The organism is Acidiphilium rubrum (assembly GCF_900156265.1).
Taxonomy (GTDB): Bacteria; Pseudomonadota; Alphaproteobacteria; order Acetobacterales; family Acetobacteraceae; genus Acidiphilium; species Acidiphilium rubrum.
Window position 1 is genome coordinate 37,368 of the sequence record NZ_FTNE01000025.1, and the last position, 22,130, is coordinate 59,497.

The window sequence follows — 22,130 nt, forward strand, 5'->3', positions numbered from 1 at the left end:
AACCGCCGCGTTTACCAATGTGGACCGCATCAGGCCCGGATTCCAGGCGTTGCGGCCCCGTGCGACCTCATGTCACAGCACGGAAATGACCACGCTCCTCCCGCCCGCGATCATCCATGCACTCGCCATCGTGATCTTCGTCCTGACCTATCTCGGCGTCGCCCTGGGCCGGCTGCCCGGCTTTCGGCTCGACCGTACCGGCATCGCCTTCGTCGGCGGCGCGCTCATGATCGGCTGCGGCGGTCTCAGCTTCAAACAGGCGATCGCTGCGGTCGATTTCAACACCATCGCCCTGCTGCTCGGCATGATGATCCTGGCCGCCAGCCTCCGCCGCGCCGGTTTCTTCGCGCTGGTCACGCGCACCGCCCTCAAACGCGCCAAACACCCGCTCGCCCTGCTCGCCGCCGTCGTCGCCGTCTCCGGCATCCTCTCGGCGGTGCTGGTCAACGACACGATCTGCGTCGTGCTCACCCCGCTGGTGCTCGAAATCGTGCTCGCCGCCGGCGTGGCACCCATGCCCTACCTCATTGCCCTCGCCGCCGCGTCGAACATCGGTTCGGTCGCCACCATCACCGGCAATCCGCAGAACATCATCATCGGCAGCCTCTCCGGCATCAGCTACGCCCACTTCGCCGCCACCCTCGCGCCGATCGCCGCCCTCGGCCTGATCCTGGTGTTCGCCACCGTCGCCCTGCTGTGGCGCGGCCGACTGCGCCCGGCCGAACCGGCCGCGCCGCAGGACCGGAAACCGGAAAAAACCTCAGCCATCCACCTTCGCCTGATGATCAAGGCCATCCTGATGCTCGCCGTCTTCGTCATCGCCTGTCTCGCCGGCCTGGCCCCCGCCGAAGCCGCGCTGATCGCCGCCGCCCTCATGCTGCTCACCCCCGGCCTGAAAGGCGCACCCCTGATCGCCGAGGTCGACTGGTCACTCCTGCTGATGTTCGTCGGCCTGTTCATCGTGGTCGCCGGCATGCAGCGCGCGGTGATCACGCCCGCCATCGTGCACCACATTGCGGCCCTGCACCCCGGCCGCCCGGCCGTGCTGGTGCCGCTCACCGCGATCCTGTCGAACATCGTCAGCAACGTCCCCGCCGTGCTGGTGCTGAAACCCTTCATCGCGGCCCTCGCCAACCCGCACCGCGCCTGGCTGATGGTCGCCATGGCCGCAACCTTCGCCGGCAATCTCACCCTGCTCGGCTCGGTTGCCAACCTCATCGTCGCCGAACGCGCCAAATCCCGCGGCATCACCCTCGGCTTCACCGATTTCCTGCGCGCCGGCGTGCCGATCACCCTGATCAGCCTGATCCTCGGCACGCTCTGGATGGTCTTCATCGACTGACAATCCACAACGCCCGGCAACCCCGGTTATCCACCGAAATCTATTCAAAAATAATAATGATTTCAATAATTTACCAAAATCGATTTATCTCACGACTCAGGCGTTTTCCACACTCGTCCCCAGGCTTATCCACAGGCGCGCGCTCACGAAACGCCACGCTGATAAAACGCCTCATGCAGCGCCTCCAGCATCGCCGCCCGATCGAGCCCGGCCGGCAATGCGGGAAACAGCTTGATCCGGATCGTGCCCGGCCGCTTGCGGATCGCATCGCGCGCCCAGTACCGCCCGGAATCCGTCGCAACCGGCACCACCGGCAACCCGGTCGCTCGCGCAATCGCCACGATCCCCGGCTGCAACGCCACCTCAGCCCCCGGCGCCACCCGCGTGCCTTCGGGAAAAATGATCACCTGCCGCCCCGCCACCCCGGCCGCGCGCACCTGCTCGATCAAGGCGCGCAACGCCGTCGCCCCGCCCGCCCGGTCGATCGCGATCTGCCCGGCCGGCTCCAGCAGCCCGCCCACGATCGGCATCGCCCGCAATTCCTGCTTCATCACGTACGAGGGCCGATCGAGCAAGGTGAACCACACCAGCGTATCGAACGCGGATTGGTGCTGTGCCGCAAGAATAACCCCGCCCACTGGCAGGTTTTCCAGCCCGGTCACCTCGAATTTGATGCCGCACACCACCCGCAGCACCCATAGCGCCAGCCGCGCCCAGGCCTGGCCGAACGGCAGCAGCCGCGCCGGCGCCACCCGCCGCAGCACCAGCGCATACAGCCCCGCCGTCACCGCCGAGACGACGATGAACCCGTGAAACAGCAACGAGCCGACCAGAAACATTACAGATGCGCCTCGATATGATGCGCCGCGAACCCGCCAAGCCGGAACCGCACCAGCACATATTTGGTAAACTCCGCCGCCAGCAGCCGCAGCGAGCGCCATCGGTCCAGATGCACCATGGCCGGCGGCCGCACCGGCTCGGCCAGCAGCCGCACCGCCGGCATCTGGCGCCGCAACTCCAGCAGCGCGCGCGGCATATGATAATCCGCCGTCACCACGATCAACGACCCGATGCGATGCCGCCGCACCCACGCCGCCGCCTCGCGCGCATTGCCCCGCGTCGTCGTCGCCCGATGCCCCAGGCTGATCGCCGCCGCCTTGGCAGCCGCGTTGATCCCGTCGCGCGGCGTGAAATCGCCCAAATACGTCCCCACCCCCGCACCCGAAATCAGCAGCCGCGGCGCCGCCCCCGCCATCAGCAATTCCAGGCCCGCCTTCACCCGGTCCGGTCCGCCGGTCAAAACCACAATCCCACCCGCATGCGGCATCGGCGTACTCGGCCGCTCCCCCGCCACCAGCGCCAGAAACCAGCCGAACCCGATCAGCCAGACCAGGCCCGCGATCAGCACGAGCCCCAACAACCGCCGCAGCCACGGCCCACGCCGGCGCTGGCGCAGCGGCTTGACGCCGCGCCCCAACCCCATCGATGGCGGCATGTTCCGATGCCTCATGCGAGCCGTTTCAGCCAGCCCCGCACCGTGATCTGCGCCGCCAGCCAGCCGATCAGCGCAGTCGCCAGCGTGAACATCACCGGCGCACCCCACAGCAGCGGCGGCAGCGCCGTCACCAGATCAAGCCGTTCCGCCGGCGCGCTCGCCACAAAACTGGATGACAGCAGCGCCAGCCACGCCAGCACCGGCAACGCCACGACCCCGCCGAGCAACCCGCCGGTCGCCGCCAGCCGCATCGCCCTGAGCGCGAATTGATTGGCGATGTCGGAATCGAGCGCCCCCAACCCATGAATGATCTCGATCGCCTCGCGCCGCTGCGACAGCCCGGCCCTTACCGCCACCGCCACCACCGAGGCCGCGACCAGCGCCACGATCACCAGCACGGCCGCCGCCGACGCCCGCAGGCTGGTGGTCAGCGCCGCCAGCCGATCCGCCCAGCGCGCCCCGGAATCGACGATCGTGCCCGGTGCCACGCTCGCCAGCTTCGGCCCCAGCACCGCCGCGTCCGGCGCCCGCGCATCGGCCTTCACCACGATCACCGCCGGCAGCGCGATCGGCAGCGTCCCATCCGCCGCCGCCGCGCCGAGCCACGGTTTCAACAGCGTCGCCAGCTCCGCGCCGGACAGCAGATGCGCATCGCTCAACCCCTTGGTCGCCTGCAACAGCGTCAGCACCGCGTCCTGGCGCAACGGCCCGTTCGCCGTCACCGGCTGGCTCGGCGTCGGCACCTCCACCGTCATCAGTCCTTGCGCGCCGCTCAACCAGTGTGAGGCCAACGCCCCCGCCGCAATGCTCCCCGCCAGCGCCAACGCCGCCAGAAAACTCATCGCCGCCACCATGAACGGCAACAGCCGATCCGCCATCGCGGCGCGCAACCCGATCCGATCGGCGCGCGAGGCATGCGGCTTAGCCATGCCGCACCAACCTGCCATCGACCAGTTCGAGCACCGGCGCCGGATGCCGTGCCACCAGCCCCATGTTATGCGTCGCAACAATAATCGTCGTTCCCATCCGGTTCAGCGACCGGATCAGATGCATCAGCCGCTCCGCCTGATCATCATCCAAATTCCCGGTCGGCTCATCCGCCAGCAGCAGCGATGGCCGCGCGATGACCGCGCGCGCAATCGCCACCCGCTGCTGCTCGCCGCCCGACAATTCCTCCGGCCGATGATCCAGCCGGCCCGCCAGCCCGACCCAGCGCAGCAGCTCCGTCACATCGGCGCGCACCTGCACCTCCTTGCGCCGGGCCAGGCGCAGCGGCAGCGCCACGTTGTCATAGGCCGACAAATGCCGCAGCAGCCGGAAATCCTGATACACCACGCCAATCCGCCGCCGCAGCAACGCCGTGCCGCGCCGGTCCAGCCGCAAGGTATCGGTATCCAGCAGATCGATCCGCCCGGATGACGGCCGCGCCGCCAGATACATCAGCTTGAGCAGGCTGGTCTTGCCCGCGCCGGATGGCCCGGTCAGCCAGCGAAACCCGCCGTCCGGAATGTCGAAATCAATGTCATCGAGCGCGACAGCATCACCACCGGCCGCACCGGCGCGGTGATAGGTCAGCCCGACATGGGTAAAACGAATCATGCCCCGCTTCCATGCCGCGATACCGCACCATAGGGCAAGCGTCCGTTAGGCGAGGGGAGGGAAGGCTTCTTTTTTGGAAAAAAGAAGCAAAAAACTTTCTAACCCTGGGGCACGGGCGTCTCACCGGCACAGGCCCAGATTAACAAAGTTTTTTTTGCTTCTTTTTTGTTCACAAAAAAGAAGACCTTCCTGCCTTCCTTGCAAGCCGCGCAGGTTGCACCCGACCAACGAAAATGTCATTCGCTCCACCATGCGAATAACCTGCCCGGATTGCGCTGCGCAGTACGAATTGCCGCCCGAGGCGCAGGCCCGCCTGCCCATGCGCGTCCGCTGCGCCCAATGCGACACCGAGTGGCAGGCCGAACCACCGCCCCCGGCCGAACCCGAAGTCGACCCCATCCCATCGCCCGACTCCGACGACGAATTCGAATTCAAACCCATCCAATCGCTCGAAGCCGAATCCGCCCCGTCGCCGGAACCCGAACCGCCAGCACCCGAACCCGGTCAACCGGCACGACTCGAAACACCCTTCGAACCGAAGTCACCAAGGCCAACCCCCGCACCACCAACCCAATCCCCCAGCGCCCGCACCCTGTGGATCGGCTCGATCCTCCTGCTGATCGCCCTGATCGTCCTCGTCCTCGCCCTGCACGGCCCGATCAGCCGCGCCTGGCCACCCTCCCAGCGCCTGTTCGACGCCATCGGCCTGTCCGCACCCCCCACTTGACCACAAGCCCCCGCACCAGCGAGGGTTGCGCATGGCACATGAACTGCACGACCGACTCCTGATTCTCGATACCCACGTCGACATCCCCTGGCCGAACGGCCCCGATTTCACCACCGATGGCCCGCGCTGCGTCGACCTGCCCAAAGTGCGGCGCGGCGGTGTCGGCGCCGTCTGCTTTGCGGCCTACGTGCCCCAGGGCAAGCGCGACGATGCCGGCAATACCGAAGCCCGCACCCGCGCCCTCGCCATGCTCGATACCATCGCCGCCATGGGCCGCGCCGAAGGCGCCGTCCCCGCCCACACCGCCGCCGCGATCGAGGCCGCCCACCGCGCCGGCCAGTTCGCCGTCATCCCCGCGGTCGAAAACGGCACCGCCCTCGGCGGCGACCTCGCCGTGCTCGATGATTTCGCCGCCCGCGGCGTCCGTTACATGACGCTGACCCACAACGGCCACAACGCCTTGGCCGACGCCGCCATCCCCCGCGCCGACCTCGGCGACGCCCCCACCGAACACGGCGGCCTCTCCGCCCTCGGCCGCGCCGCCATCGCCCGCATGAACGACCTCGGCATCCTGATCGATGTCAGCCACGCCTCAAAACCCAGCATGATGCAGGCGGTCGCTTTATCGCGCACCCCCATCGTCGCCACCCATTCCTGCGTGCGCACCCTGTGCGATCACCCGCGCAACCTCGATGATGAACAACTCGCCGCCCTGCGCGACACCGGCGGCCTGATCCAGATCACCATGGTCTCCGCCTTCCTCAAACGCAGCGCCAAACCCTCCGATATCGGCGTCGCCGCCATCGCCGACCACGTCGACTACGTCGCCCAACGCATCGGCATCGACCACGTCGGCATCGGCACCGATTTCGACGGCGGCGGCGGCGTCGCCGGCTACATGCACGCCGGCCAGACCCCCAGCCTTACCGAAGAACTGATCAAACGCGGCTACAACGAACCCGCCCTCGCAAAAATCTGGGGCGGCAATTTCCTGCGGGTGCTGCGGGTTGCCGAAGAGGTGAGGGTGTAGGGCGGGGGAGGGGAAGGCAAGCACTGCTTTTTTGTAAAAAAGCAGCAAAAAACTTTTTTGAGTCTGGGCCATGGGTGGTTTAGCCTTCGCGGGCGACCTGCTGCGCCTCCTTGCTGCTTTTTTTCACAAGACGGAAAACGCCCCCTCTTTTCGTTGCATCACCCACCCTCATCATGTAATCTAGCCAGATAGCTAGACAGGACAATCCAATGATCTCCGTAGGCGTATTCGACGCAAAAAACCGCCTCACCGCCCTGCTCGATGAAGTCGAAACCGGCGCCGAAATCACCATCACCCGGCGCGGCAAACCCATCGCGCGCCTGATACCGGCCACCGCCGGCTTCAATCGCGAGGCCGCGCGCCGAACCGCCGACGCCCTGATCGAGGCCAGTCACGCCGCAACGCTCGACGGCATTTCAATCGCAGACCTCATCGCCGAAGGTCGCCGTTGAGCTTCGTGCTCGACAACTCGGTCGCCCTCGCCTGGTGCTTCGCCGATGAACAAACCAAACCGATCATGGCCATCCTCGATCGCCTGACCGAATCCGGTGCCACGGTCCCACAACTCTGGCCGATCGAAGCCCTCAACGGCCTGCTCACCGCACACCGGCGCGGCCGGATCGACCGCAACCTGCTCGATCACCTCATCAGCCTGCTGAAATCTCTGCCGATCACGATCGATGGCGACACCGCCCCCCGAATCTGGACCGAAACCGCCGCACTCGCAGCCAAACATGGCTTGACCGCCTACGACGCCTGCTACCTCGAACTCGCCTTACGCCTGCGCCTGCCACTCGCAACCGCCGACAAAGCCCTCCGCGCAGCAGCCACGTCCGAGAGGATCATCCTCGTCTGATCGCGGCCACATCGCGGTCAAGCGTGCCCTTGAGGAAGCAAGGCGGAGGCAGAGCCCCCTGGCCTTGCTTCCCCACTACCCTCAACCCGCAACCTTCTCCGCCACCAGCCGCGCGAACCGTGCCGGGTCGATCGGCGCCTCACCGTCCTGAATGCGTGCGAGGTCGAGCAGCAACGCCGCCCAATCCGCCATATCCTCACCCGCATCGGCGCGCGGCATCAGGCTCTCGATCAGCCTGTGCGCCGGGTTGAGTTCCAATGCCGGTTTCGGCGCGTAGCTCTGCCGACCGGCCCGGCGCATCAGCCGTTGCAGCGCAAGGTCGGGCTGCCCGCCGGCGGCGGCGAGGGCGGCGGGGCTATCGGTCAGCCGCGATGACGCAACCACGTCCGACACCTGCTCGCTCAGCGCCGCCTTCAGCGCCGCGGCCAGCGTGCTCATCGCCTCGGGCATCGCGGTGGTTTCGAACACGTCGTTTGCCGCACCGGCATGGACCAGCTTCTTCTCGGCATAGGTCGCGAGCCGTTCCGGCCAGAAAAAATCGATCTGGTCGGACAGCAGCAGCACTTCGAACCCTTTGGCGCGCAGCCCTTCGATCTGCGGCGAGGTGCGGATACGCTCGGCATCCTCGCCGGTGATGTAATAAATATCCTTCTGCCCTTCAGGCATCCGCGCCACGTACTCATCCAGCGAGGTCAGCTCATCGCCATGCGTCGAGCGGAAGCGCGCCAGCCCAGCCACATCGGTCCGATGCTCGTTGTCGTCGTAAATCCCCTCCTTCAGCACCGGCCCGAACTGCTCGATGAAGGGTTTATACGCCTCGGCATCCTTGGCGCGGGTCTTCAATTCCGTGATCACCCGGTTGACCAGCGCCTTGCGAATCCGCGCCAGCACCGGCGTCGCCTGCAGCATCTCGCGCGACACGTTCAGCGGCAGATCCTCGGTATCGACCACGCCCTCGATGAATCGCAGCCAGCCCGGCAGCAATTTGGCGTCATCGGTAATGAACATCCGCCGCACATGCAGCCGCACATGGCTTTCACGGTCATCCTCGGTCACCGGAAACGGCGACTGGCCGGGAATGAACAGCAACGCGGAAAACTCGATCGAGCCCTCGGCACTCCAATGAATCGTCGCCCAGGGCTGGTCGAACATATGGCCGAGGTGCCGATAAAACTCGGTGTAATCCTGCTCGGACACATCCGATTTCCGCTTGCGCCACAGCGCCGTGCCCTCGTTGGCGGCCTGGAAACTGCCGTCCCGCTCGATCTTGATCGGCACCGAAATATGATCGGCCCATTTCCGCAAAATCGTCTCGAGCCGCACCGGCTCGAGATATTCATCGGCATCGGCCTTGATGTGCAGCACCACGTCCGAACCCGGCGTCTCGCGCGTCGCCTCGCTGATCCGATAGCCGCCGCGCCCGTCCGATGACCATTTATGCGCAATCTCGGTCCCGGCCCGGCGCGAAATCATCTCGACCGTATCAGCCACCATGAACGCCGAATAAAACCCGACGCCGAATTGCCCGATCAGGCTGGGCCGCTCCTCGGGCTTGGCATCCGCCAGCGTCTCGGTAAACGCGCGCGTGCCCGAGCGCGCGATCGTGCCGAGGTGGCTCGCCAGATCCTCGGCGGTCATGCCGATGCCATCATCGGCAATCGTAATCGTCCGCGCCGCCTTGTCGACGCTGATGCGGATCGAGGCATCCTCCGGCAGCGCCAGGCTCTCATCGGACAGCGCCAGAAACCGCCGACGATCGATCGCATCGGCCGCGTTCGCGACCAGCTCACGCAAAAAAATCTCCCGCTCGGAGTACAACGAATGCACCACCAGATCGAGCAGGCGGCCCACTTCGGCATCGAACGGACGGGTCGTGTCAGTTGTCGAACTCATGATATTCCTCGCAAAAAGAACGATCGGCGCCTTCGAGATAGGTCACGGATTGCGCGGTTGCAATCCGGCGGTAAGGGGAAGGCAAGCACTTCTTTTTTGAAAAAAAGAAGCAAAAAACTTTTATTCGATGGGTCTCGCCGGTGAAAACGCCGCGGTCTCGATTTCAAAAAGTTTTTTGCTGCTTTTTTACAAAAAAGCAGACCTTCCCTGATCTCACCTGCCGCGGACTTGCGCTTTGGCAACCGTCGGGTCCTCGTTCGTCTTCGGCCCGCGCCGTAACCGGTGCTCGCCGAGCAGCAGCAGAATGGGTGCCGCGATATAAATGCTCGACGAAGTGCCAACCACGATGCCGAACAGCATGATCCATGCAAACCCCGACAGCGAAGCCCCGCCGAACAGCGCCAGCGGCAGCGCCGCCAGAAACACCGTGCTCGATGTCCCCAACGTCCGGTTCAGCGTCTCGTTGATCGACAGATCGATCAACTCGCGCAGCGGCATCGTCTTATACTTCCGCAGATTCTCCCGCATCCGGTCATACACCACCACCTTGTCGTTGGTCGAATACCCGATCACCGTCAGAATCGCCGCGATCGTCACCAGATCGAACGGAATCTGCGTGATCACCATGAACCCGACCGTCTTGGTCACGTCCAGGATCAACGTCGCCACCGCGCCCACCGCGAACTGCCACTCGAACCGGAACCAGATATAGACCAATATCATCAGAAAGCTCAGCCCGAGCGCCACCAACCCCTGCTGGAACAGCGTGTCCGACACCGAAGCCCCGATCGCCTGAGTCGATTCGATATTCGCACCCGGAATCGTCGCCTTCACCACGCCTTCCGCCGCCGTCAGCGACTGTTCGGTGGCGTTCGCATTGGCCTTGGATTCCAGGCTGATCAGCACGCCCTTGCCATTGCCAAACCCCTGCAGCGCCGCCCCCTGCAAATGCGCCGCATCCAGCCCGCTGCGCAGCTTGGTGAAATCCGGCTTGCTCGGCGTCGCCACCTGAATCACCACGCCGCCCTTGAAATCCAACCCCAGGTTCAACCCCGGGTGGAAAAACAAAATGATCGACGCGGTCGACAGCACGGCCGACACCATCAACCCGATAAACCGCCCCTTCATGAAGCGGATGCGCGTGCCATCCGGCACCAGGCGGAACGCAGGAGTGGTAATGAATTTCATCGAATGAGCCTCAAAATACCGGCAAAGCGGCAGGGCGGCGGGCAATGTACCACCGCGCGGTGATCAACCGGACCAGCACGGTCGAGGTGAACAGCGTCGTCACAATCCCCACGCAAATCGTCACGGCAAACCCGCGCACCGGCGGCGAGCCGAAAATGAACAGCATGATATGCGCGAGCAGCGTCGTCACGTTGGAATCGATAATCGTGCCATACGCCCGCTTATACCCCGCTTCGAGCGCCGCCAGCGGCTTGCGCCCCAGCTTCACCTCCTCGCGCACCCTTTCATTGATCAGCACGTTGGCATCCACCGCCATGCCCAAGGTCAGCAAAATCCCCGCCATGCCCGGCAAGGTCAGCGTCGCCCCCATCACCGACAGCACAGCGACCAGCAGCAGCAAATTCACCACCAGCGCGATATTCGCAAACCAGCCGAACAGCCCGTAAAAACTCGCCATGAACACAATGACCAGCACGAACCCCACCGCGAGCGACAAAATCCCCGCCCTGATCGCATCGGCGCCCAATTCCGGCCCCACGCTCTGCTGCTCCACCACGCTCAGCGGCGCCGGCAGCGCCCCCGCCCGCAGCAGCAACGCCAGATCCGTCGCCGATTGCGCGGTAAACCCACCGGTAATCTGCCCCTGACCACCAATGATCGGCGTCTGGATCACCGGCGCCTCGATAATTTTATGATCCAGCTCGATCGCGAACAATTTGCCCACGTTCTTGGTGGTAATCTCGGCAAACTTGCGCGCCCCGGTGCCGTTGAAGGTAAAATTCACCACCCAGCCGCCGGTCTGCGGGTCCTGCCCGGCCTGCGCATTGGTCAGATCCGCGCCATCCACCGCCACCCGCGAGCGGATCGCCATCGACTGGGCCGGATCGTTCAGCATCGGCAAAATCTCGACCCCCGGCGGCGGCGTCTTGGTCTCGGGGTTCACGTTCGGCGCCACCATATGAAACGTCATATGCGCGGTCTTGCCCAGCAACCGCTTGATCCGGTTCGGGTCCGAAACCCCCGGCAACTGGATCACGATCTTGTCGCTGCCCTGCCGCGCAATCTGCGGATCGACCACGCCCGACCCATCGATCCGCCGCCCGATAATGGTGATCGACTGTGCAATCGCCTGACTCTGCTTGGCAATCAGCCCCGCGCGCGACAAAGTCAGCGTCGCCGCCCCCGAAGGATCAATCCGCACATCGATATCCGGCGCCCCGCCCGCCGCCTCGACCGGGCTGATCAGCTTTTGCAATATCGGCTTCACCGCCGCCGCATCGGATGGCTTCAACAAATTGAACTGCACCCGCTTCGCCGCCACGTTCGCGCCAAGATCGGTATACCCGATATCCGCCTTCAACAGCGCCTGGCGCACGTCATCGGTCAGCCCGGTCAACTGTTCCTTCACCACCGCACTCATATCCACCTGCATCAACAGATACGACCCACCCCGTAAATCGAGCCCCAGATGAATCTGCGGCCACGGCACCCCCGCCAGCGGTCGCTTGATCAGGTTCGGCACCGCCAGCAGCACCCCGATGGCGCAGAACAGCAGGATCATGGTGGTTTTCAGGCGCGTGAAATAAAGCATGGTCGGCAGAGGGTCCTTGAACGTGCCGCGAAAGCGGTCGGGCGGGCGGGGGTGGTATGGCGGGGCCGGCTTGCGCGTGCAAGTGTGGCCCCAATTCGGGAGGATTGCGGTGGACAGGCTCAAGGTCGGTGTGATCGGTGCGGGACATTTCGGGCGGTTCCACGCCCTGAAAACGGCGGCGGCCGAACGCGCCGTCCTGGTCGGCCTGCACGACCCGGATGCCGCCCGCGCCGCCCTCGTCGCCGCCGAAGCCAACTGCCCCACCCTGCCGCTCGATGCCCTGATCACCGCAGCCGATGCCCTGATCATCGCCGCCCCGGCCGATGCCCATTTCCCCCTCGCCATGCAGGCCCTCGCCGCCGGCCGCCACGTCCTGATCGAAAAACCAATCGCGGCCACACTCGATGAAGCCGACCAACTCGCCGCCGCCGCCGCCGCCCGCGGCCTCGTCCTGCAAGTCGGCCACCTCGAACGCTTCTCCGCCGCCCACGGCGCCGTCGCCGCCCGCATGGGCCGCCCCCTCTATATCGAAGCCGTCCGCGTCGCCCCGTTCAAACCCCGCGGCACCGATGTCTCGGTCATCCTCGACCTCATGATCCACGATCTCGATCTCGTGCTCGCCCTGGTCGGCCAGAAAATCGAAAGCGTCGATGCCGTCGGCGCCGCCGTCGCCAGCGCGCACGACGATATCGCCAACGCCCGCGTCCACTTCGTCGATGGTTGCGTCGCCACCATCACCGCCAGCCGCATTTCCCTCAAAACCGAACGCAAAATGCGCATCTTCGCCGAAGCCGGCTACCTCACGGTCGATTTCGCCGCCAAAAAACTCACCCTGATCGGCCGCGACCGCGGCATGGCACTCCCCGGCTTCGAGGAATTCGGCATCGAAACCGCAAGCTGGGACGACCACGACGCCCTCGCCGCCGAACACGCCGCCTTCCACGCCGCATGCCTCGATGGCGCCCCCGTCCTGGTCGACGCCGCCGCCGGCCGCCGCGCCCTCGAAGCCGCCATCGCCGTCGCCGCCTCGATCACCGCAAGCCGCGCCCGCGCCGTCGCCTCCGGGCTGATCCGCTGAAATCTGGATTCGAAAGCAGGGAACGGAGTTTCAGCGTGGCGCAGGTCTGGTTAAGTGAGCGCAAGGCAAGGGAAGACTTCTTTTTTGAAAAAAAGAAGCAAAAAACTTTTTGAATCTGGGGCACGGGCGTTTTCACGCGCTCAGTCCCAAATTAAAAAAGTTTTTTTTGCTTCTTTTTTGTTCACAAAAAAGAAGACTTCCTTGTCCTCACCTACCTCATCGCCCCGATCTCCAGGACAAATACCATGCCGACCCACCTCAACCGTATCGAACAAGATCCCCGCCTCGCCCAAATCACCGCGCGTGACCGCACCGCCGATGGCACTTTCTGGTATTCCGTCGCCACCACCGGCGTCTATTGCCGCCCGTCCTGCCCCTCGCGCGCCGCCAACCCTGCCAACATCGCCCTCCACGCCACCCCATCCGCCGCCCGCGCCGCCGGCTTCCGCCCCTGCCTGCGCTGCCGACCCGATGATGCCGCGCCCGATACCGCCCTCATCGCCCGCATCGAAACCGCCTGCCGCCTGATCGAAACCGCCGCCGAACCCCCCAGCCTTACCCAACTCGCCGCCACCGCCGGCCTCAGCGCGTCGCATTTCCACCGCCGTTTCAAAACCGTCACCGGCCTCACCCCGAAAGCCTACGCCGCCGCGCATCGTGCTCAGCGCATCCGCACCGCGCTGGCCGCCGGCGCCCCGGTCACCACCGCCATCTATGATGCCGGCTTCCAATCCAACGCCCGCTTCTACGCCCAATCCACCGCCCTGCTCGGCATGACCCCCACGCGCTACCGCGCCGGCGCCCCCGATGAAACCATCCGCGTCGCCCTCGGCCTCTGCACCCTCGGCACCATCCTGGTCGCCTCCAGCACCCAGGGCGTCGTCGCCATCCTGCTCGGCGACGACCCCGCCACCCTCCGCCACGACCTCGAAACCCGCTTCCCCCACGCTACCATCATCAGTGACGATGCCGCCTATCAGGTCACCATCGCCGACATCATCGCCCAACTCGAAACCCCCGCCCGCGGCATCGACCTGCCGCTCGATATCCGCGGCACCGCCTTCCAGCAGCGCGTCTGGCACGCCCTTCGCGCCATCCCGCCCGGCGCGACCGCCACCTACGCCGACATCGCCCGCGCCATCGGCGCCCCCACCGCCACCCGCGCCGTCGCCGGCGCCTGTGCCGCCAACAAAATCGCCCTCGCCATCCCCTGCCACCGTGTTATCCGCACCGATGGCTCACTCTCCGGCTACCGCTGGGGCACCGCCCGCAAACGTCGCCTGCTCGAACAGGAAACCCAACCATGACCCCCACGATCGACTGGACCGCCATCACCACCACGCTCGACCACCAAGGCTGGGCCATCCTGCCCGCCCTGCTCAGCCAAACCCAATGCACCGAAACCGAGGCGCTCTACGCCGACCCCTCCCGTTTTCGCAAACACGTCATCATGGGTCGCCACGGCTACGGCGAGGGCGAATACCGCTACTTCGCCTACGACCTGCCACCCCTGGTCGCCCACCTGCGCCAAACCCTCTACGCCAGCCTCGCCCCGCTCGCGAACCGCTGGCACGAACGCCTCGGCCTCGAAACCCGCTTCCCCGCCACCCACGCCGATTTCATCGCCAACTGCCACCAAGCCGGCCAGACCAAACCCACCCCGCTGCTGCTGCAATACCGCGCCGGCGACTACAATTGCCTCCACCAGGACATCTACGGCCCCCACATCTTCCCGCTCCAGGTCGCCACCCTGCTCTCCACCCCAGGCACCGATTTCGAAGGCGGCGAATTCATCCTCACCGAACAACGCCCCCGCATGCAATCCCGCGCCGCCGTCGTCCCGCTCACCCAAGGCGATGCCGTCATCTTCGCCGTCAACACCCGCCCCATCCGGGGCACCAAACGCGACCACCGCGTCATCCTCCGCCACGGCGTCAGCACCATCCGCACCGGCCACCGCGCCACCCTCGGAATCATTTTCCACGATGCCGCCTGACAGACCGCGTCCATGGTTTAAGGTAAGGTAAGCACTTCTTTTTTTGCAAAAAAAGAAGCAAAAAAACTCTTGTTGATTTGGTCCGTGCCGGCGGCGCCCTCACACCTCATTGGGAGGACCCTATGCTACGAAACAATCCATCCCTTGGCATCAGAACCAACCTCCTGTTCCACCGCTTCGACGGCGAAGTGATCGAACGCGCCGACTACCTCGTCATCCGCACCCCCACCAACCCCGGCTTCTTTTTCGGCAACCTCCTGATCTTCAACACCCCGCCCACCCCACAGGACGCCACCGCCTGGCCCGCCCTGTTCGCCCACGAATTCGGCGATAATCCCGAAATCCGCCACGTCACCCTCATCTGGGACACCGAAGCACCAGGCGACACCACAGGCTTCGCGACCGCCGGCTACACCGTCGAAACCGCCCTCGTCCTCACCGCGCAATCCGTCCGCCCACCCCCAAAAACCAACAGCGCCATCCAAATCCGCCCGATCACCACCGATGCCGACTGGCAAGCCGTGATCGAATGCCAAATCCTCTCCCCCTCGGTCGAACAAGACCCCGCCGACTACCGAATGTTCAAAACCCGCCAGATCACCCGCTACCGCGCCATGGCCGAACAAGGCCTCGGCGCCTGGTTCGGCGCCTTCCTCAACAATAAACTGATCGCCGACCTCGGCCTCTACCACGACGGCACCATCGGCCGATTCCAACAGGTCGAAACCCACCCCGATCACCGCCGCCAAGGCATCTGCGGCACACTCGTCCACACCATCGCCCGCCACGCCCTCGAAACCCTCGGCCTCACCACCCTCGTCATGGTCGCGGACGAAGCCTACCACGCCGCGAAAATCTACCAGCAAGTCGGCTTCGAAATCCGCGAACGACACCATGCGGCGTTTCGGTGGGACCCATGAAAAGTGAGCAAGCACTTCTTTTTTGCAAAAAAGTAGCAAAAAATGCTTTACTTAATGTTCAATTGTAGAAATTTCATAAAATAATAAACGCTGAGTGCAGCCGCAACTGCAAAATTTGGCTTGGCAAACAACCGTTGCCAATCCGGCGGTTAACCCACAGCCCCAATATGTGGGGCAGATTGGGAAAGATGGTGTCTCTCGGCAATACATATAGGAGTTGTCGGTGGTAAACCGATAGGCGAGGAGCAACCCATACTGCCGCATCTACTATGCGATAAGGAATCAGTACTAAAAATATACAATCTGTCATAATTTGTCAAAAATTGGATAATTCTCAAGTATTTTACATTGTGTATTGCTATTTTTTAACATATGCTGAGTCATGGACAAGAAACGTCTTAATCAACTGGACGCTCTTCGAGGCATCGCAGCTTTAGTCGTTGTTTTCGATCATTACGTGGAGACCGTTCCTGAACGGTTACGACATGCGGTCCATGCGGGTAGTCTGTTACATCCTACTGCTTGGACGTCTCCATGGTTCTGGCTGCGCTTCACGCCATTACGCCTTGGCGTCGACGGCGAGGCTGCCGTAGATCTGTTCTTCGTTCTCAGTGGCTTCGTTCTCGCTCTGCCGCTGACAAAGGACTGGCAACCGCAATTATGGTCGTTTTTTATCAAGCGATTCTGCCGCATCTACATACCTTTTGCAGCAATCATTCTGCTCATCGCCGTCGCGTATGCTGTCATCCCGACTACCTGGAATCCTTCTGCCAGCCATTGGCTTAACGATTTACGGCCTCATGCCGGAGGTTACAGTCTTACTGCCCATCTCCTGATGACCGGCAGGGACATGATCCTTGACCCGCCCATGTGGACGCTGGTCCATGAAATCAGGATGTCGATCTTCTTTCCTGTCATTTTTCTATTGATCCGAAGTATTGGGGCAGCGGAAACCGCCTTCGCCTGCTTCATTTTGTCTATCTGGGCGTCATTCGGAATGCCGCATTCGATCTCTGGGTCTTGGCAGGCAACCATTCATTTCACCTGGATGTTCGCCGTCGGAAGCGCTTTGTCGTTTCACCGTGACCGCCTCGTTGCGCTGGTCGGTACCGCAGGAAGCGGGCTGATCGCATGCCTGTGGGGCCTAGCGATCATGCTGCTCATCGTGCCCTTCCAACGGGTTTGGTCAGATTTCCTGATCGGTGCCGGCGCCGCTCTTCTCATCGTCCTATGCCTGCCGCAGAGCCGTGTTACTAGGGTATTGACGTCACCCGTCCCACTCTGGTTGGGTCGAATCTCCTTCAGCCTCTATCTCATCCACCTTCCGATCCTGACTGTAGCTCTGACAAGCGGCCGGATGATTGGTGGAAAGGCAACAATTTTGCTTGCGACCTTCCTCTTAGCCGAATTATGCTATCGGAGCATCGAAGCACCTGCGCACTTGCTCGGCATCAGACTTTCGCAGGTGCTGCAAAGCAGAAACTTCTCCCGCCAGCAAGGATGGGCAGAGTCATCACGAAGCGTAGCACCTCCGAATCACCAAAAAGATAAGGCAAGGTAAGCACTTCCATTTTGCGAACAAAGAATAAAAAAACTCTGATTTATCTGGTCCGTACCAGGTAGGCCTCCTCCGCACGCCCACCCCAGGCATTGATCCCATCATCATTCGATGCTAAAAAAAATGCCTCACCGGAGATCGCCATGCGCACCACAATCGCCTTGGACGACGACTTGATCGACAAAGCCGAAGCCTTCACCGGCCTCCACGAAAAATCCGCCCTCGTCCGCGAAGCCCTGAAAGCCTTGATCGAGCGTGAAAGCGCCCGCCGCCTCGCCCGCCTCGGCGGCACCATGCCCGATCTCGCACCCATCCCCCGCCGCCAGTCCGAACCCGGTTGATCCTCGCCGATACCTCGATCTGGATCGACCATTTCCGCTCCGGCGACGCTGTCCTCGCCCAACACCTCGATCGCGGACACATCCTGATCCACCCCTGGATCATCGGCGAACTCGCACTCGGCTCGCTCCAAAATCGCACCGCACTCCTCACCACCCTGGCCGATCTGCCGACCGCACTCACCGCCTCCGACACCGAAGTGCTCGGCCTGATCGAACGCCACAGCCTGGCCAGTATCGGCATCGGTATCGGCATCGGTATCGGCATCGGCTACATCGACGCCCATTTGCTGGCGTCCACCCTGCTCACCCCCGATGCCGCACTCTGGACCCGCGATCGCCGCCTGCACGCCGCCGCCCAACGCCTCGGCCTCGTCACCCCGTCGCCCGCATAGCCACCGAGTCGCCAACCCCACCAAGCCATCGCCCGTGCACAGCCAGCCCTTGACAAACCGCCTGACTCGCCAAGCGCATTCACCAAATCCCCCGCCCGACTCGCAATCACCGGTTGACGCGGTGAAGCCCAGCCCGCTACGTGCTGATCGTGTCAAACACCACACTCCCTCTGCCAACCATCCGAATCCGCGGCCGGTCCTTCATGGCGCTGATCGTGGTCCCCGAACCACCGTTCGAGGCGTGGCTCACCGCACTCGATCAACAAATGGCGCGCTCCGCCGGTTTCTTCATCGACCGCCCGATCGTGGTCAACCTCGCCGCCATGGCCGGAACCGATGACGATCCCGCCCAAATCCTCGCCGCCCTCGAAGCGCGCGACCTGCGGATCATCGGCGTCGAAGGCGTCGAAATGGCCGCCCTGCGCGGCACCCCCTGGTTCGGTGCCACGCTCGCCGCCTCCGGCCGCGAAGGCAAACAAGACAAATTCATCGACATCCCAGAGGCCGCCGAACCAAGCCCGCCCGAGCCGCCACCGCCCGAACCCGCCCGCCGCCCCTCGCTGCTGATCACCCGCCCGGTCCGCTCCGGCCAGTCCATCGTGTTCGAAGAGGGCGATGTCACAATCATCGGCCCGGTCTCCTCGGGTGCCGAAATCATCGCCGGCGGCTCGATCCATATTTACGGCACTTTGCGCGGCCGCGCCGTCGCCGGCCTGCTCGGCGGCGCCGAAGCCCGCATCTTCTGCACCAAACTCGCCGCCGAACTCCTCGCCATCGATGGTCTCTACCGCACCGCGGACCACTGGGGCCACGGCCTGCACGGCAAACCGGTCCAGGTCTGGCTCGACGACAAGGAACTGCGCCTCGCGGCACTCGAATAAAACCACACGCCGCCGGCGTGATACTAAGACGTTTGCGCCCTCCGGCGCAGGAATGAAGGAAGAAGATACATGTCGAAGGTTCTGGTCGTTACATCGGGCAAGGGCGGGGTCGGCAAAACCACCTCCTCCGCCGCATTGGGTGCCGCACTCGCCCAGGCCGGCAAAAACGTCGTCGTCGTCGATTTCGACGTCGGCCTGCGCAACCTCGACCTCATCATGGGCGCCGAACGCCGCGTCGTGTTCGACCTGGTCAACGTCGTCCAGGGCGATGCCAAACTCGCCCAGGCCCTGATCCGCGACAAACGGGTCGAAACCCTCTCGCTGCTGCCCGCCTCGCAAACCCGCGACAAGGACGCCCTGACCCCCGAAGGCGTCGAACGCGTGATCAACGAATTGCGCGAAAAATTCGACTGGATCGTCTGCGACAGCCCCGCCGGCATCGAGCGCGGCGCGACGCTTGCCATGCGCCATGCCGACATGGCCGTCGTCGTCACCAACCCCGAAGTCTCCTCGGTCCGCGATTCCGACCGCATCATCGGCCTGCTCGACTCGAAAACCGCCAAAGCGGAAGCCGGCGAAACCGTCGACAAGCATCTGCTCCTCACCCGCTACGATGCTGGCCGTGCCGCGCGCGGTGAAATGCTGAAAGTCGAGGATGTCCTGGAAATCCTCGCGATTCCCCTGCTCGGCATCATCCCCGACAGCGAGGATGTCCTCAAAGCCTCCAACGTCGGCTCCCCGGTCACCTTGCACAACCCCATGTCCGCCCCGGCGCGCGCCTACGCCGAAGCCGCCCGCCGCCTGCTCGGCGAAACCGTCGCGGTCACCATGCCGGTGGAAAAAAAGAGCCTGATGAGCCGCCTGTTCGGCCGGAGTGTCGCATGAGCATCTTCGGGTTCTTCACCCGCACGCGCACCGCACCGGTGGCGCGCGAGCGCCTGCAACTGCTGATCGCCCACGAACGCGCGCTGTCCGGCAAATCCGACCTCGCCGCCATCCTCCAGGAAGAGATCCTGGCGGTCATCGCCAAACACATCGCGATCGACCGCGAAAAGGTCAAAGTCAAACTCGACCGCGACGGCACCATCTCAACCCTGGAAATCGACATCGAAATGCCCGAAGCCGTCGTGCTAAAAAACTGATTCATAAGAGTTTTTCGTGTCACTGCCATAAAACGGCAACACGTCCCTCCTTGCTCTTGATGCCAAACCCCGCATCGGCTAGACCCCTCTTCACGCGCGGCCCAGGTAGCTCAGTTGGTAGAGCATGCGACTGAAAATCGCAGTGTCGGTGGTTCGATTCCGCCCCTGGGCACCATTTTCCTCTGACATGGTGGGGCTGCATGGACGGGATTGAAACCGCGACAGACAGTCTGGAACGTCACCAGCATCTGAAAGAACACCCCGAAGCGCATCACGCCCGCCGCATGGCGCTGCTGATCGGCATCCTCGCCGCCGCCCTCGCGATCTGCGAAATGGGCGAAAAATCCGCCCAGAACGATTATATTGCCAAACAGATCGCGGTCAGCGACACCTGGGCCTTCTATCAGGCCAAATCGATCAAGGCCGATATCGCCACCAGCCAGGCCGCCACCCTCCAAGCCCTCGCCTCCGGCAACAACACAGCCATCGCCGCCATGGCCAAATCTGCCGAAGCCCACGCCGCCAAGGAAATCTCCGACCCCGCCGGCCGCGAAGGCAAGGCCCAGCTCAAGCAACAGGCGCTGCGCCAGACCGAAGCGCGCGATCACCAGCTGGAGCGCTATCATTTCCTCGAAATCGCGGTCGGCGCCCTGCAGATCGCCATCGTCCTCGCCTCGGTCTCGGTGGTCACCGAAATCGTCGCCTTCGGCATCACCGCCCTCGGCCTCGGCGCGCTGGCTTTTATCGGTGGCATCGCCGTGATGGCCTTGCTGTAATTTGAAGTGCGCGCAACAAAACCCCTGTTCAACCTTGCCGTGAATCGCTAGAAGAATCTCGGCCTGCCGATTCGTTGTTGATCGGCGCGTCAGAATCTTCAACCAGCCGGAAGCGCCGGCATCGGTTCGCCCATCATCACGCTGGGGCCGATCAAGAACAGGAAAGAGGCTTCGACCATGTCGAAAGCGTTTCTCGCGGAAGTCATTCAACGATCAGCCGAAATCACCGGCGTCGCCTCCAACCGGGCCGCGACCGACCTGATGGAGGCGATCGTCAAGGAACTGAAAAAGAACGGTAAATTCACCCTGCCCAGCTTCGGCACCTTCACCGTACGCAAAACCAAGGCCCGCAAAGGCGTCAATCCGCGCACCGGCGAGGAAATCAAGGTCAAGGCCGGCAAGACCGTCCGCTTCAAGGCATCGCCGTCCCTGAAGAAAATGGTCTGAACCAGGCGCCCAACGGATGACGGGTCGCCGCGCGCAACCCGTCAGCCGCTCCTGATATTTATTCTAACAAAACGCTTTCGCACCCCCACCCGCCCAGCCTATGAGTTGTGGGTGTCAGAAACCCCAGGCCAACCACCCTACACCGTCCAGTGCTTCGCCTTCGTGATGGACGCGCTTTGCACCGTCATCGCCGAAAAAGGCCGCGCGGCCTACATCCCCGCGCCCCTGGTCCACCTGATCTGGACCCGTCTGCGCAATCTGGTTGTCCGCTTCCTCGCCGCCGTGGCCCGCGGACCGGTCCCGCCCCGCAAACCGCGCCCGGTCGCCAAACCCGCACCCCAAGCCGAATCCACACCCGAGCCCAACCGCCCCGCGCGCCGCAAACGCATCACCCTGCCGCGCCGCGAATCCTGGCTCTACCGCCTGCTCCCCGAAACCGGCTTCGTCCGCTTCACCCTGCAACACCTGCTGTCCGATCCCGAATTCGCAGGCCTCCTGCAAGCCAACCCCGCGCTGATCCGCATCCTGACCCCGCTCTACAGTACCCATCCGGTGAGGCTTTCGATTACCCACAAATATTTGCCATGGTGACCGCTCCGAGGGTGATATCGGTGAGGCGCGTCATTCCGCGCCACATGACGGTATTGCCGGGTGGCGGATCACTCGCGCGGGCGAGATAGCCTCCGAGGCGTGCGATTTTGACGAGATAATGGGATAGTGTTTTCTGGCTGCATGGCTCTCGATCTTTCACGATGTGATCGAGCAAGCTGATTTCCAATTTGGTCAGGGCGCACCGTGGTGGTTCGGCTGGGGCAGTGCGATTGGCCATGGTAAGCCAGAAAATCCGCCAACTGATCAGGCAGAAGATTGCGATCAAA

At 63.6% G+C, this 22,130-nt stretch carries 25 protein-coding genes, 1 tRNA gene and 1 pseudogene; 19 read left to right on the plus strand and 8 right to left on the minus strand.

The window, feature by feature from the left end; genetic code table 11:
• Positions 1–85: 85 nt before the first annotated feature.
• Complete coding sequence (locus tag BW994_RS15175; protein ID WP_035229297.1) at positions 86–1,342, plus strand: anion transporter; 1,257 nt, start codon at positions 86–88, stop codon at positions 1,340–1,342.
• Positions 1,343–1,485: 143 nt separating this feature from the next.
• Here the strand turns inward: BW994_RS15175 and BW994_RS15180 are convergent, their stop codons facing one another.
• Genes BW994_RS15180 through BW994_RS15195 form a run of 4 tightly spaced genes read right to left on the minus strand, consistent with a single transcriptional unit; the run spans position 1,486 to position 4,436 of the window.
• The gene (locus BW994_RS15180; RefSeq protein WP_029312525.1) at positions 1,486–2,181 is read right to left on the minus strand and encodes a lysophospholipid acyltransferase family protein; all 696 of its coding nucleotides are present in this window, start codon (positions 2,179–2,181) and stop codon (positions 1,486–1,488) included.
• A complete protein-coding gene (locus tag BW994_RS15185; protein WP_245801585.1) occupies positions 2,181–2,852 on the minus strand; it encodes a YdcF family protein in 672 nt (223 codons plus the stop codon). The genes BW994_RS15180 and BW994_RS15185 overlap by 1 nt, the downstream gene beginning before the upstream one ends.
• Complete coding sequence (locus tag BW994_RS15190; protein ID WP_029312527.1) at positions 2,849–3,766, minus strand: cell division protein FtsX; 918 nt, start codon at positions 3,764–3,766, stop codon at positions 2,849–2,851. Before BW994_RS15190 ends, BW994_RS15185 begins: the two co-directional genes overlap by 4 nt.
• On the minus strand, positions 3,759–4,436 hold the full coding sequence (locus BW994_RS15195) for a cell division ATP-binding protein FtsE (protein ID WP_029312528.1): 678 nt from the start codon (positions 4,434–4,436) through the stop codon (positions 3,759–3,761). Before BW994_RS15195 ends, BW994_RS15190 begins: the two co-directional genes overlap by 8 nt.
• A gap of 250 nt (positions 4,437–4,686) precedes the next feature.
• Here BW994_RS15195 and BW994_RS15200 point away from each other — a divergent pair, with 250 nt between their 5' ends.
• The 4 genes from BW994_RS15200 to BW994_RS15215 all read left to right on the plus strand — a co-directional run bounded on the left by BW994_RS15200 (position 4,687) and on the right by BW994_RS15215 (position 7,049).
• A complete protein-coding gene (locus BW994_RS15200; protein ID WP_139334148.1) occupies positions 4,687–5,163 on the plus strand; it encodes a zinc-ribbon domain-containing protein in 477 nt (158 codons plus the stop codon).
• A gap of 31 nt (positions 5,164–5,194) precedes the next feature.
• On the plus strand, positions 5,195–6,193 hold the full coding sequence (locus tag BW994_RS15205) for a dipeptidase (protein ID WP_029312530.1): 999 nt from the start codon (positions 5,195–5,197) through the stop codon (positions 6,191–6,193).
• A 209-nt stretch (positions 6,194–6,402) separates the two neighbouring features.
• A complete protein-coding gene (locus BW994_RS15210) occupies positions 6,403–6,645 on the plus strand; it encodes a type II toxin-antitoxin system Phd/YefM family antitoxin (protein ID WP_029312531.1) in 243 nt (80 codons plus the stop codon).
• Positions 6,646–6,650: 5 nt separating this feature from the next.
• A complete protein-coding gene (locus tag BW994_RS15215) occupies positions 6,651–7,049 on the plus strand; it encodes a type II toxin-antitoxin system VapC family toxin (RefSeq protein WP_211252786.1) in 399 nt (132 codons plus the stop codon).
• 81 nt (positions 7,050–7,130) lie between these two features.
• On the opposite strand, the gene htpG is transcribed toward BW994_RS15215, so the two are convergent.
• From htpG to secD, 3 genes are all read right to left on the minus strand, one after another.
• Positions 7,131–8,942 carry a molecular chaperone HtpG gene (gene htpG, locus BW994_RS15220; protein ID WP_029312533.1) on the minus strand — a complete coding sequence of 604 codons (1,812 nt, stop codon included), beginning with the start codon at positions 8,940–8,942 and terminating at the stop codon, positions 7,131–7,133.
• 213 nt (positions 8,943–9,155) lie between these two features.
• Positions 9,156–10,130 (minus strand): protein translocase subunit SecF, encoded by a 975-nt coding sequence (gene secF, locus BW994_RS15225; protein ID WP_035229301.1) that lies wholly within the window; start codon positions 10,128–10,130, stop codon positions 9,156–9,158.
• Between the two features lie 10 nt (positions 10,131–10,140).
• The gene (gene secD / locus BW994_RS15230; protein ID WP_029312535.1) at positions 10,141–11,721 is read right to left on the minus strand and encodes a protein translocase subunit SecD; all 1,581 of its coding nucleotides are present in this window, start codon (positions 11,719–11,721) and stop codon (positions 10,141–10,143) included.
• 109 nt (positions 11,722–11,830) lie between these two features.
• Between secD and BW994_RS15235 the strand changes: the two genes are divergently transcribed.
• The 14 genes from BW994_RS15235 (at position 11,831) to BW994_RS15300 (ending at position 21,843) form a co-directional block, all read left to right on the plus strand.
• A complete protein-coding gene (locus BW994_RS15235) occupies positions 11,831–12,799 on the plus strand; it encodes a Gfo/Idh/MocA family protein (RefSeq protein WP_029312536.1) in 969 nt (322 codons plus the stop codon).
• 245 nt (positions 12,800–13,044) lie between these two features.
• Complete coding sequence (ada, locus tag BW994_RS15240; protein ID WP_029312537.1) at positions 13,045–14,106, plus strand: bifunctional DNA-binding transcriptional regulator/O6-methylguanine-DNA methyltransferase Ada; 1,062 nt, start codon at positions 13,045–13,047, stop codon at positions 14,104–14,106.
• A complete protein-coding gene (locus BW994_RS15245) occupies positions 14,103–14,795 on the plus strand; it encodes a 2OG-Fe(II) oxygenase (protein WP_029312538.1) in 693 nt (230 codons plus the stop codon). Before ada ends, BW994_RS15245 begins: the two co-directional genes overlap by 4 nt.
• Positions 14,796–14,917: 122 nt before the next feature.
• A complete protein-coding gene (locus BW994_RS15250) occupies positions 14,918–15,715 on the plus strand; it encodes a GNAT family N-acetyltransferase (protein WP_035229309.1) in 798 nt (265 codons plus the stop codon).
• A gap of 382 nt (positions 15,716–16,097) precedes the next feature.
• On the plus strand, positions 16,098–17,276 hold the full coding sequence (locus tag BW994_RS15255; protein ID WP_029312540.1) for an acyltransferase family protein: 1,179 nt from the start codon (positions 16,098–16,100) through the stop codon (positions 17,274–17,276).
• Between the two features lie 140 nt (positions 17,277–17,416).
• Positions 17,417–17,614 (plus strand): type II toxin-antitoxin system VapB family antitoxin, encoded by a 198-nt coding sequence (locus BW994_RS15260; protein WP_029312541.1) that lies wholly within the window; start codon positions 17,417–17,419, stop codon positions 17,612–17,614.
• Positions 17,611–18,006 carry a type II toxin-antitoxin system VapC family toxin gene (locus BW994_RS15265; protein ID WP_029312542.1) on the plus strand — a complete coding sequence of 132 codons (396 nt, stop codon included), beginning with the start codon at positions 17,611–17,613 and terminating at the stop codon, positions 18,004–18,006. Before BW994_RS15260 ends, BW994_RS15265 begins: the two co-directional genes overlap by 4 nt.
• 149 nt (positions 18,007–18,155) lie before the next feature.
• Positions 18,156–18,887 (plus strand): septum site-determining protein MinC, encoded by a 732-nt coding sequence (gene minC, locus BW994_RS15270; RefSeq protein ID WP_029312543.1) that lies wholly within the window; start codon positions 18,156–18,158, stop codon positions 18,885–18,887.
• 69 nt (positions 18,888–18,956) lie between these two features.
• Positions 18,957–19,772 (plus strand): septum site-determining protein MinD, encoded by an 816-nt coding sequence (gene minD / locus BW994_RS15275; protein WP_029312544.1) that lies wholly within the window; start codon positions 18,957–18,959, stop codon positions 19,770–19,772.
• Positions 19,769–20,029 carry a cell division topological specificity factor MinE gene (minE, locus tag BW994_RS15280; RefSeq protein WP_029312545.1) on the plus strand — a complete coding sequence of 87 codons (261 nt, stop codon included), beginning with the start codon at positions 19,769–19,771 and terminating at the stop codon, positions 20,027–20,029. Before minD ends, minE begins: the two co-directional genes overlap by 4 nt.
• A 99-nt stretch (positions 20,030–20,128) precedes the next feature.
• Positions 20,129–20,204, plus strand: a tRNA-Phe gene (locus BW994_RS15285).
• Positions 20,205–20,229: 25 nt separating this feature from the next.
• On the plus strand, positions 20,230–20,805 hold the full coding sequence (locus BW994_RS15290) for a DUF4337 domain-containing protein (protein ID WP_029312546.1): 576 nt from the start codon (positions 20,230–20,232) through the stop codon (positions 20,803–20,805).
• A gap of 177 nt (positions 20,806–20,982) precedes the next feature.
• Positions 20,983–21,252, plus strand: a complete 270-nt coding sequence (locus BW994_RS15295; RefSeq protein WP_029312547.1) for an HU family DNA-binding protein — start codon at positions 20,983–20,985, stop codon at positions 21,250–21,252.
• Positions 21,253–21,363: 111 nt separating this feature from the next.
• Positions 21,364–21,843, plus strand: coding sequence for a hypothetical protein (locus tag BW994_RS15300; RefSeq protein WP_139334149.1), 480 nt, complete (start codon positions 21,364–21,366; stop codon positions 21,841–21,843).
• On the opposite strand, the pseudogene BW994_RS15305 reads toward BW994_RS15300, so the two are convergent.
• A pseudogene (locus BW994_RS15305) lies at positions 21,818–22,130 on the minus strand (hypothetical protein); the annotation flags it as partial. The gene BW994_RS15300 and the pseudogene BW994_RS15305 overlap by 26 nt on opposite strands.

Bases quoted from the DNA above. Each gene is read 5' to 3' on its own strand.
- BW994_RS15175 (WP_035229297.1), top strand. From the start codon at position 86: ATGACCACGCTCCTCCCGCCCGCGATCATCCATGCACTCGCCATCGTG.
- BW994_RS15180 (WP_029312525.1), bottom strand. From the start codon at position 2,181: ATGTTTCTGGTCGGCTCGTTGCTGTTTCACGGGTTCATCGTCGTCTCG.
- BW994_RS15185 (WP_245801585.1), bottom strand. From the start codon at position 2,852: ATGAGGCATCGGAACATGCCGCCATCGATGGGGTTGGGGCGCGGCGTC.
- BW994_RS15190 (WP_029312527.1), bottom strand. From the start codon at position 3,766: ATGGCTAAGCCGCATGCCTCGCGCGCCGATCGGATCGGGTTGCGCGCC.
- BW994_RS15195 (WP_029312528.1), bottom strand. From the start codon at position 4,436: ATGATTCGTTTTACCCATGTCGGGCTGACCTATCACCGCGCCGGTGCG.
- BW994_RS15200 (WP_139334148.1), top strand. From the start codon at position 4,687: ATGCGAATAACCTGCCCGGATTGCGCTGCGCAGTACGAATTGCCGCCC.
- BW994_RS15205 (WP_029312530.1), top strand. From the start codon at position 5,195: ATGGCACATGAACTGCACGACCGACTCCTGATTCTCGATACCCACGTC.
- BW994_RS15210 (WP_029312531.1), top strand. From the start codon at position 6,403: ATGATCTCCGTAGGCGTATTCGACGCAAAAAACCGCCTCACCGCCCTG.
- htpG (WP_029312533.1), bottom strand. From the start codon at position 8,942: ATGAGTTCGACAACTGACACGACCCGTCCGTTCGATGCCGAAGTGGGC.
- secF (WP_035229301.1), bottom strand. From the start codon at position 10,130: ATGAAATTCATTACCACTCCTGCGTTCCGCCTGGTGCCGGATGGCACG.
- secD (WP_029312535.1), bottom strand. From the start codon at position 11,721: ATGCTTTATTTCACGCGCCTGAAAACCACCATGATCCTGCTGTTCTGC.
- ada (WP_029312537.1), top strand. From the start codon at position 13,045: ATGCCGACCCACCTCAACCGTATCGAACAAGATCCCCGCCTCGCCCAA.
- BW994_RS15245 (WP_029312538.1), top strand. From the start codon at position 14,103: ATGACCCCCACGATCGACTGGACCGCCATCACCACCACGCTCGACCAC.
- BW994_RS15250 (WP_035229309.1), top strand. From the start codon at position 14,918: ATGCTACGAAACAATCCATCCCTTGGCATCAGAACCAACCTCCTGTTC.
- BW994_RS15255 (WP_029312540.1), top strand. From the start codon at position 16,098: ATGGACAAGAAACGTCTTAATCAACTGGACGCTCTTCGAGGCATCGCA.
- BW994_RS15260 (WP_029312541.1), top strand. From the start codon at position 17,417: ATGCGCACCACAATCGCCTTGGACGACGACTTGATCGACAAAGCCGAA.
- minD (WP_029312544.1), top strand. From the start codon at position 18,957: ATGTCGAAGGTTCTGGTCGTTACATCGGGCAAGGGCGGGGTCGGCAAA.
- minE (WP_029312545.1), top strand. From the start codon at position 19,769: ATGAGCATCTTCGGGTTCTTCACCCGCACGCGCACCGCACCGGTGGCG.
- BW994_RS15290 (WP_029312546.1), top strand. From the start codon at position 20,230: ATGGACGGGATTGAAACCGCGACAGACAGTCTGGAACGTCACCAGCAT.
- BW994_RS15295 (WP_029312547.1), top strand. From the start codon at position 20,983: ATGTCGAAAGCGTTTCTCGCGGAAGTCATTCAACGATCAGCCGAAATC.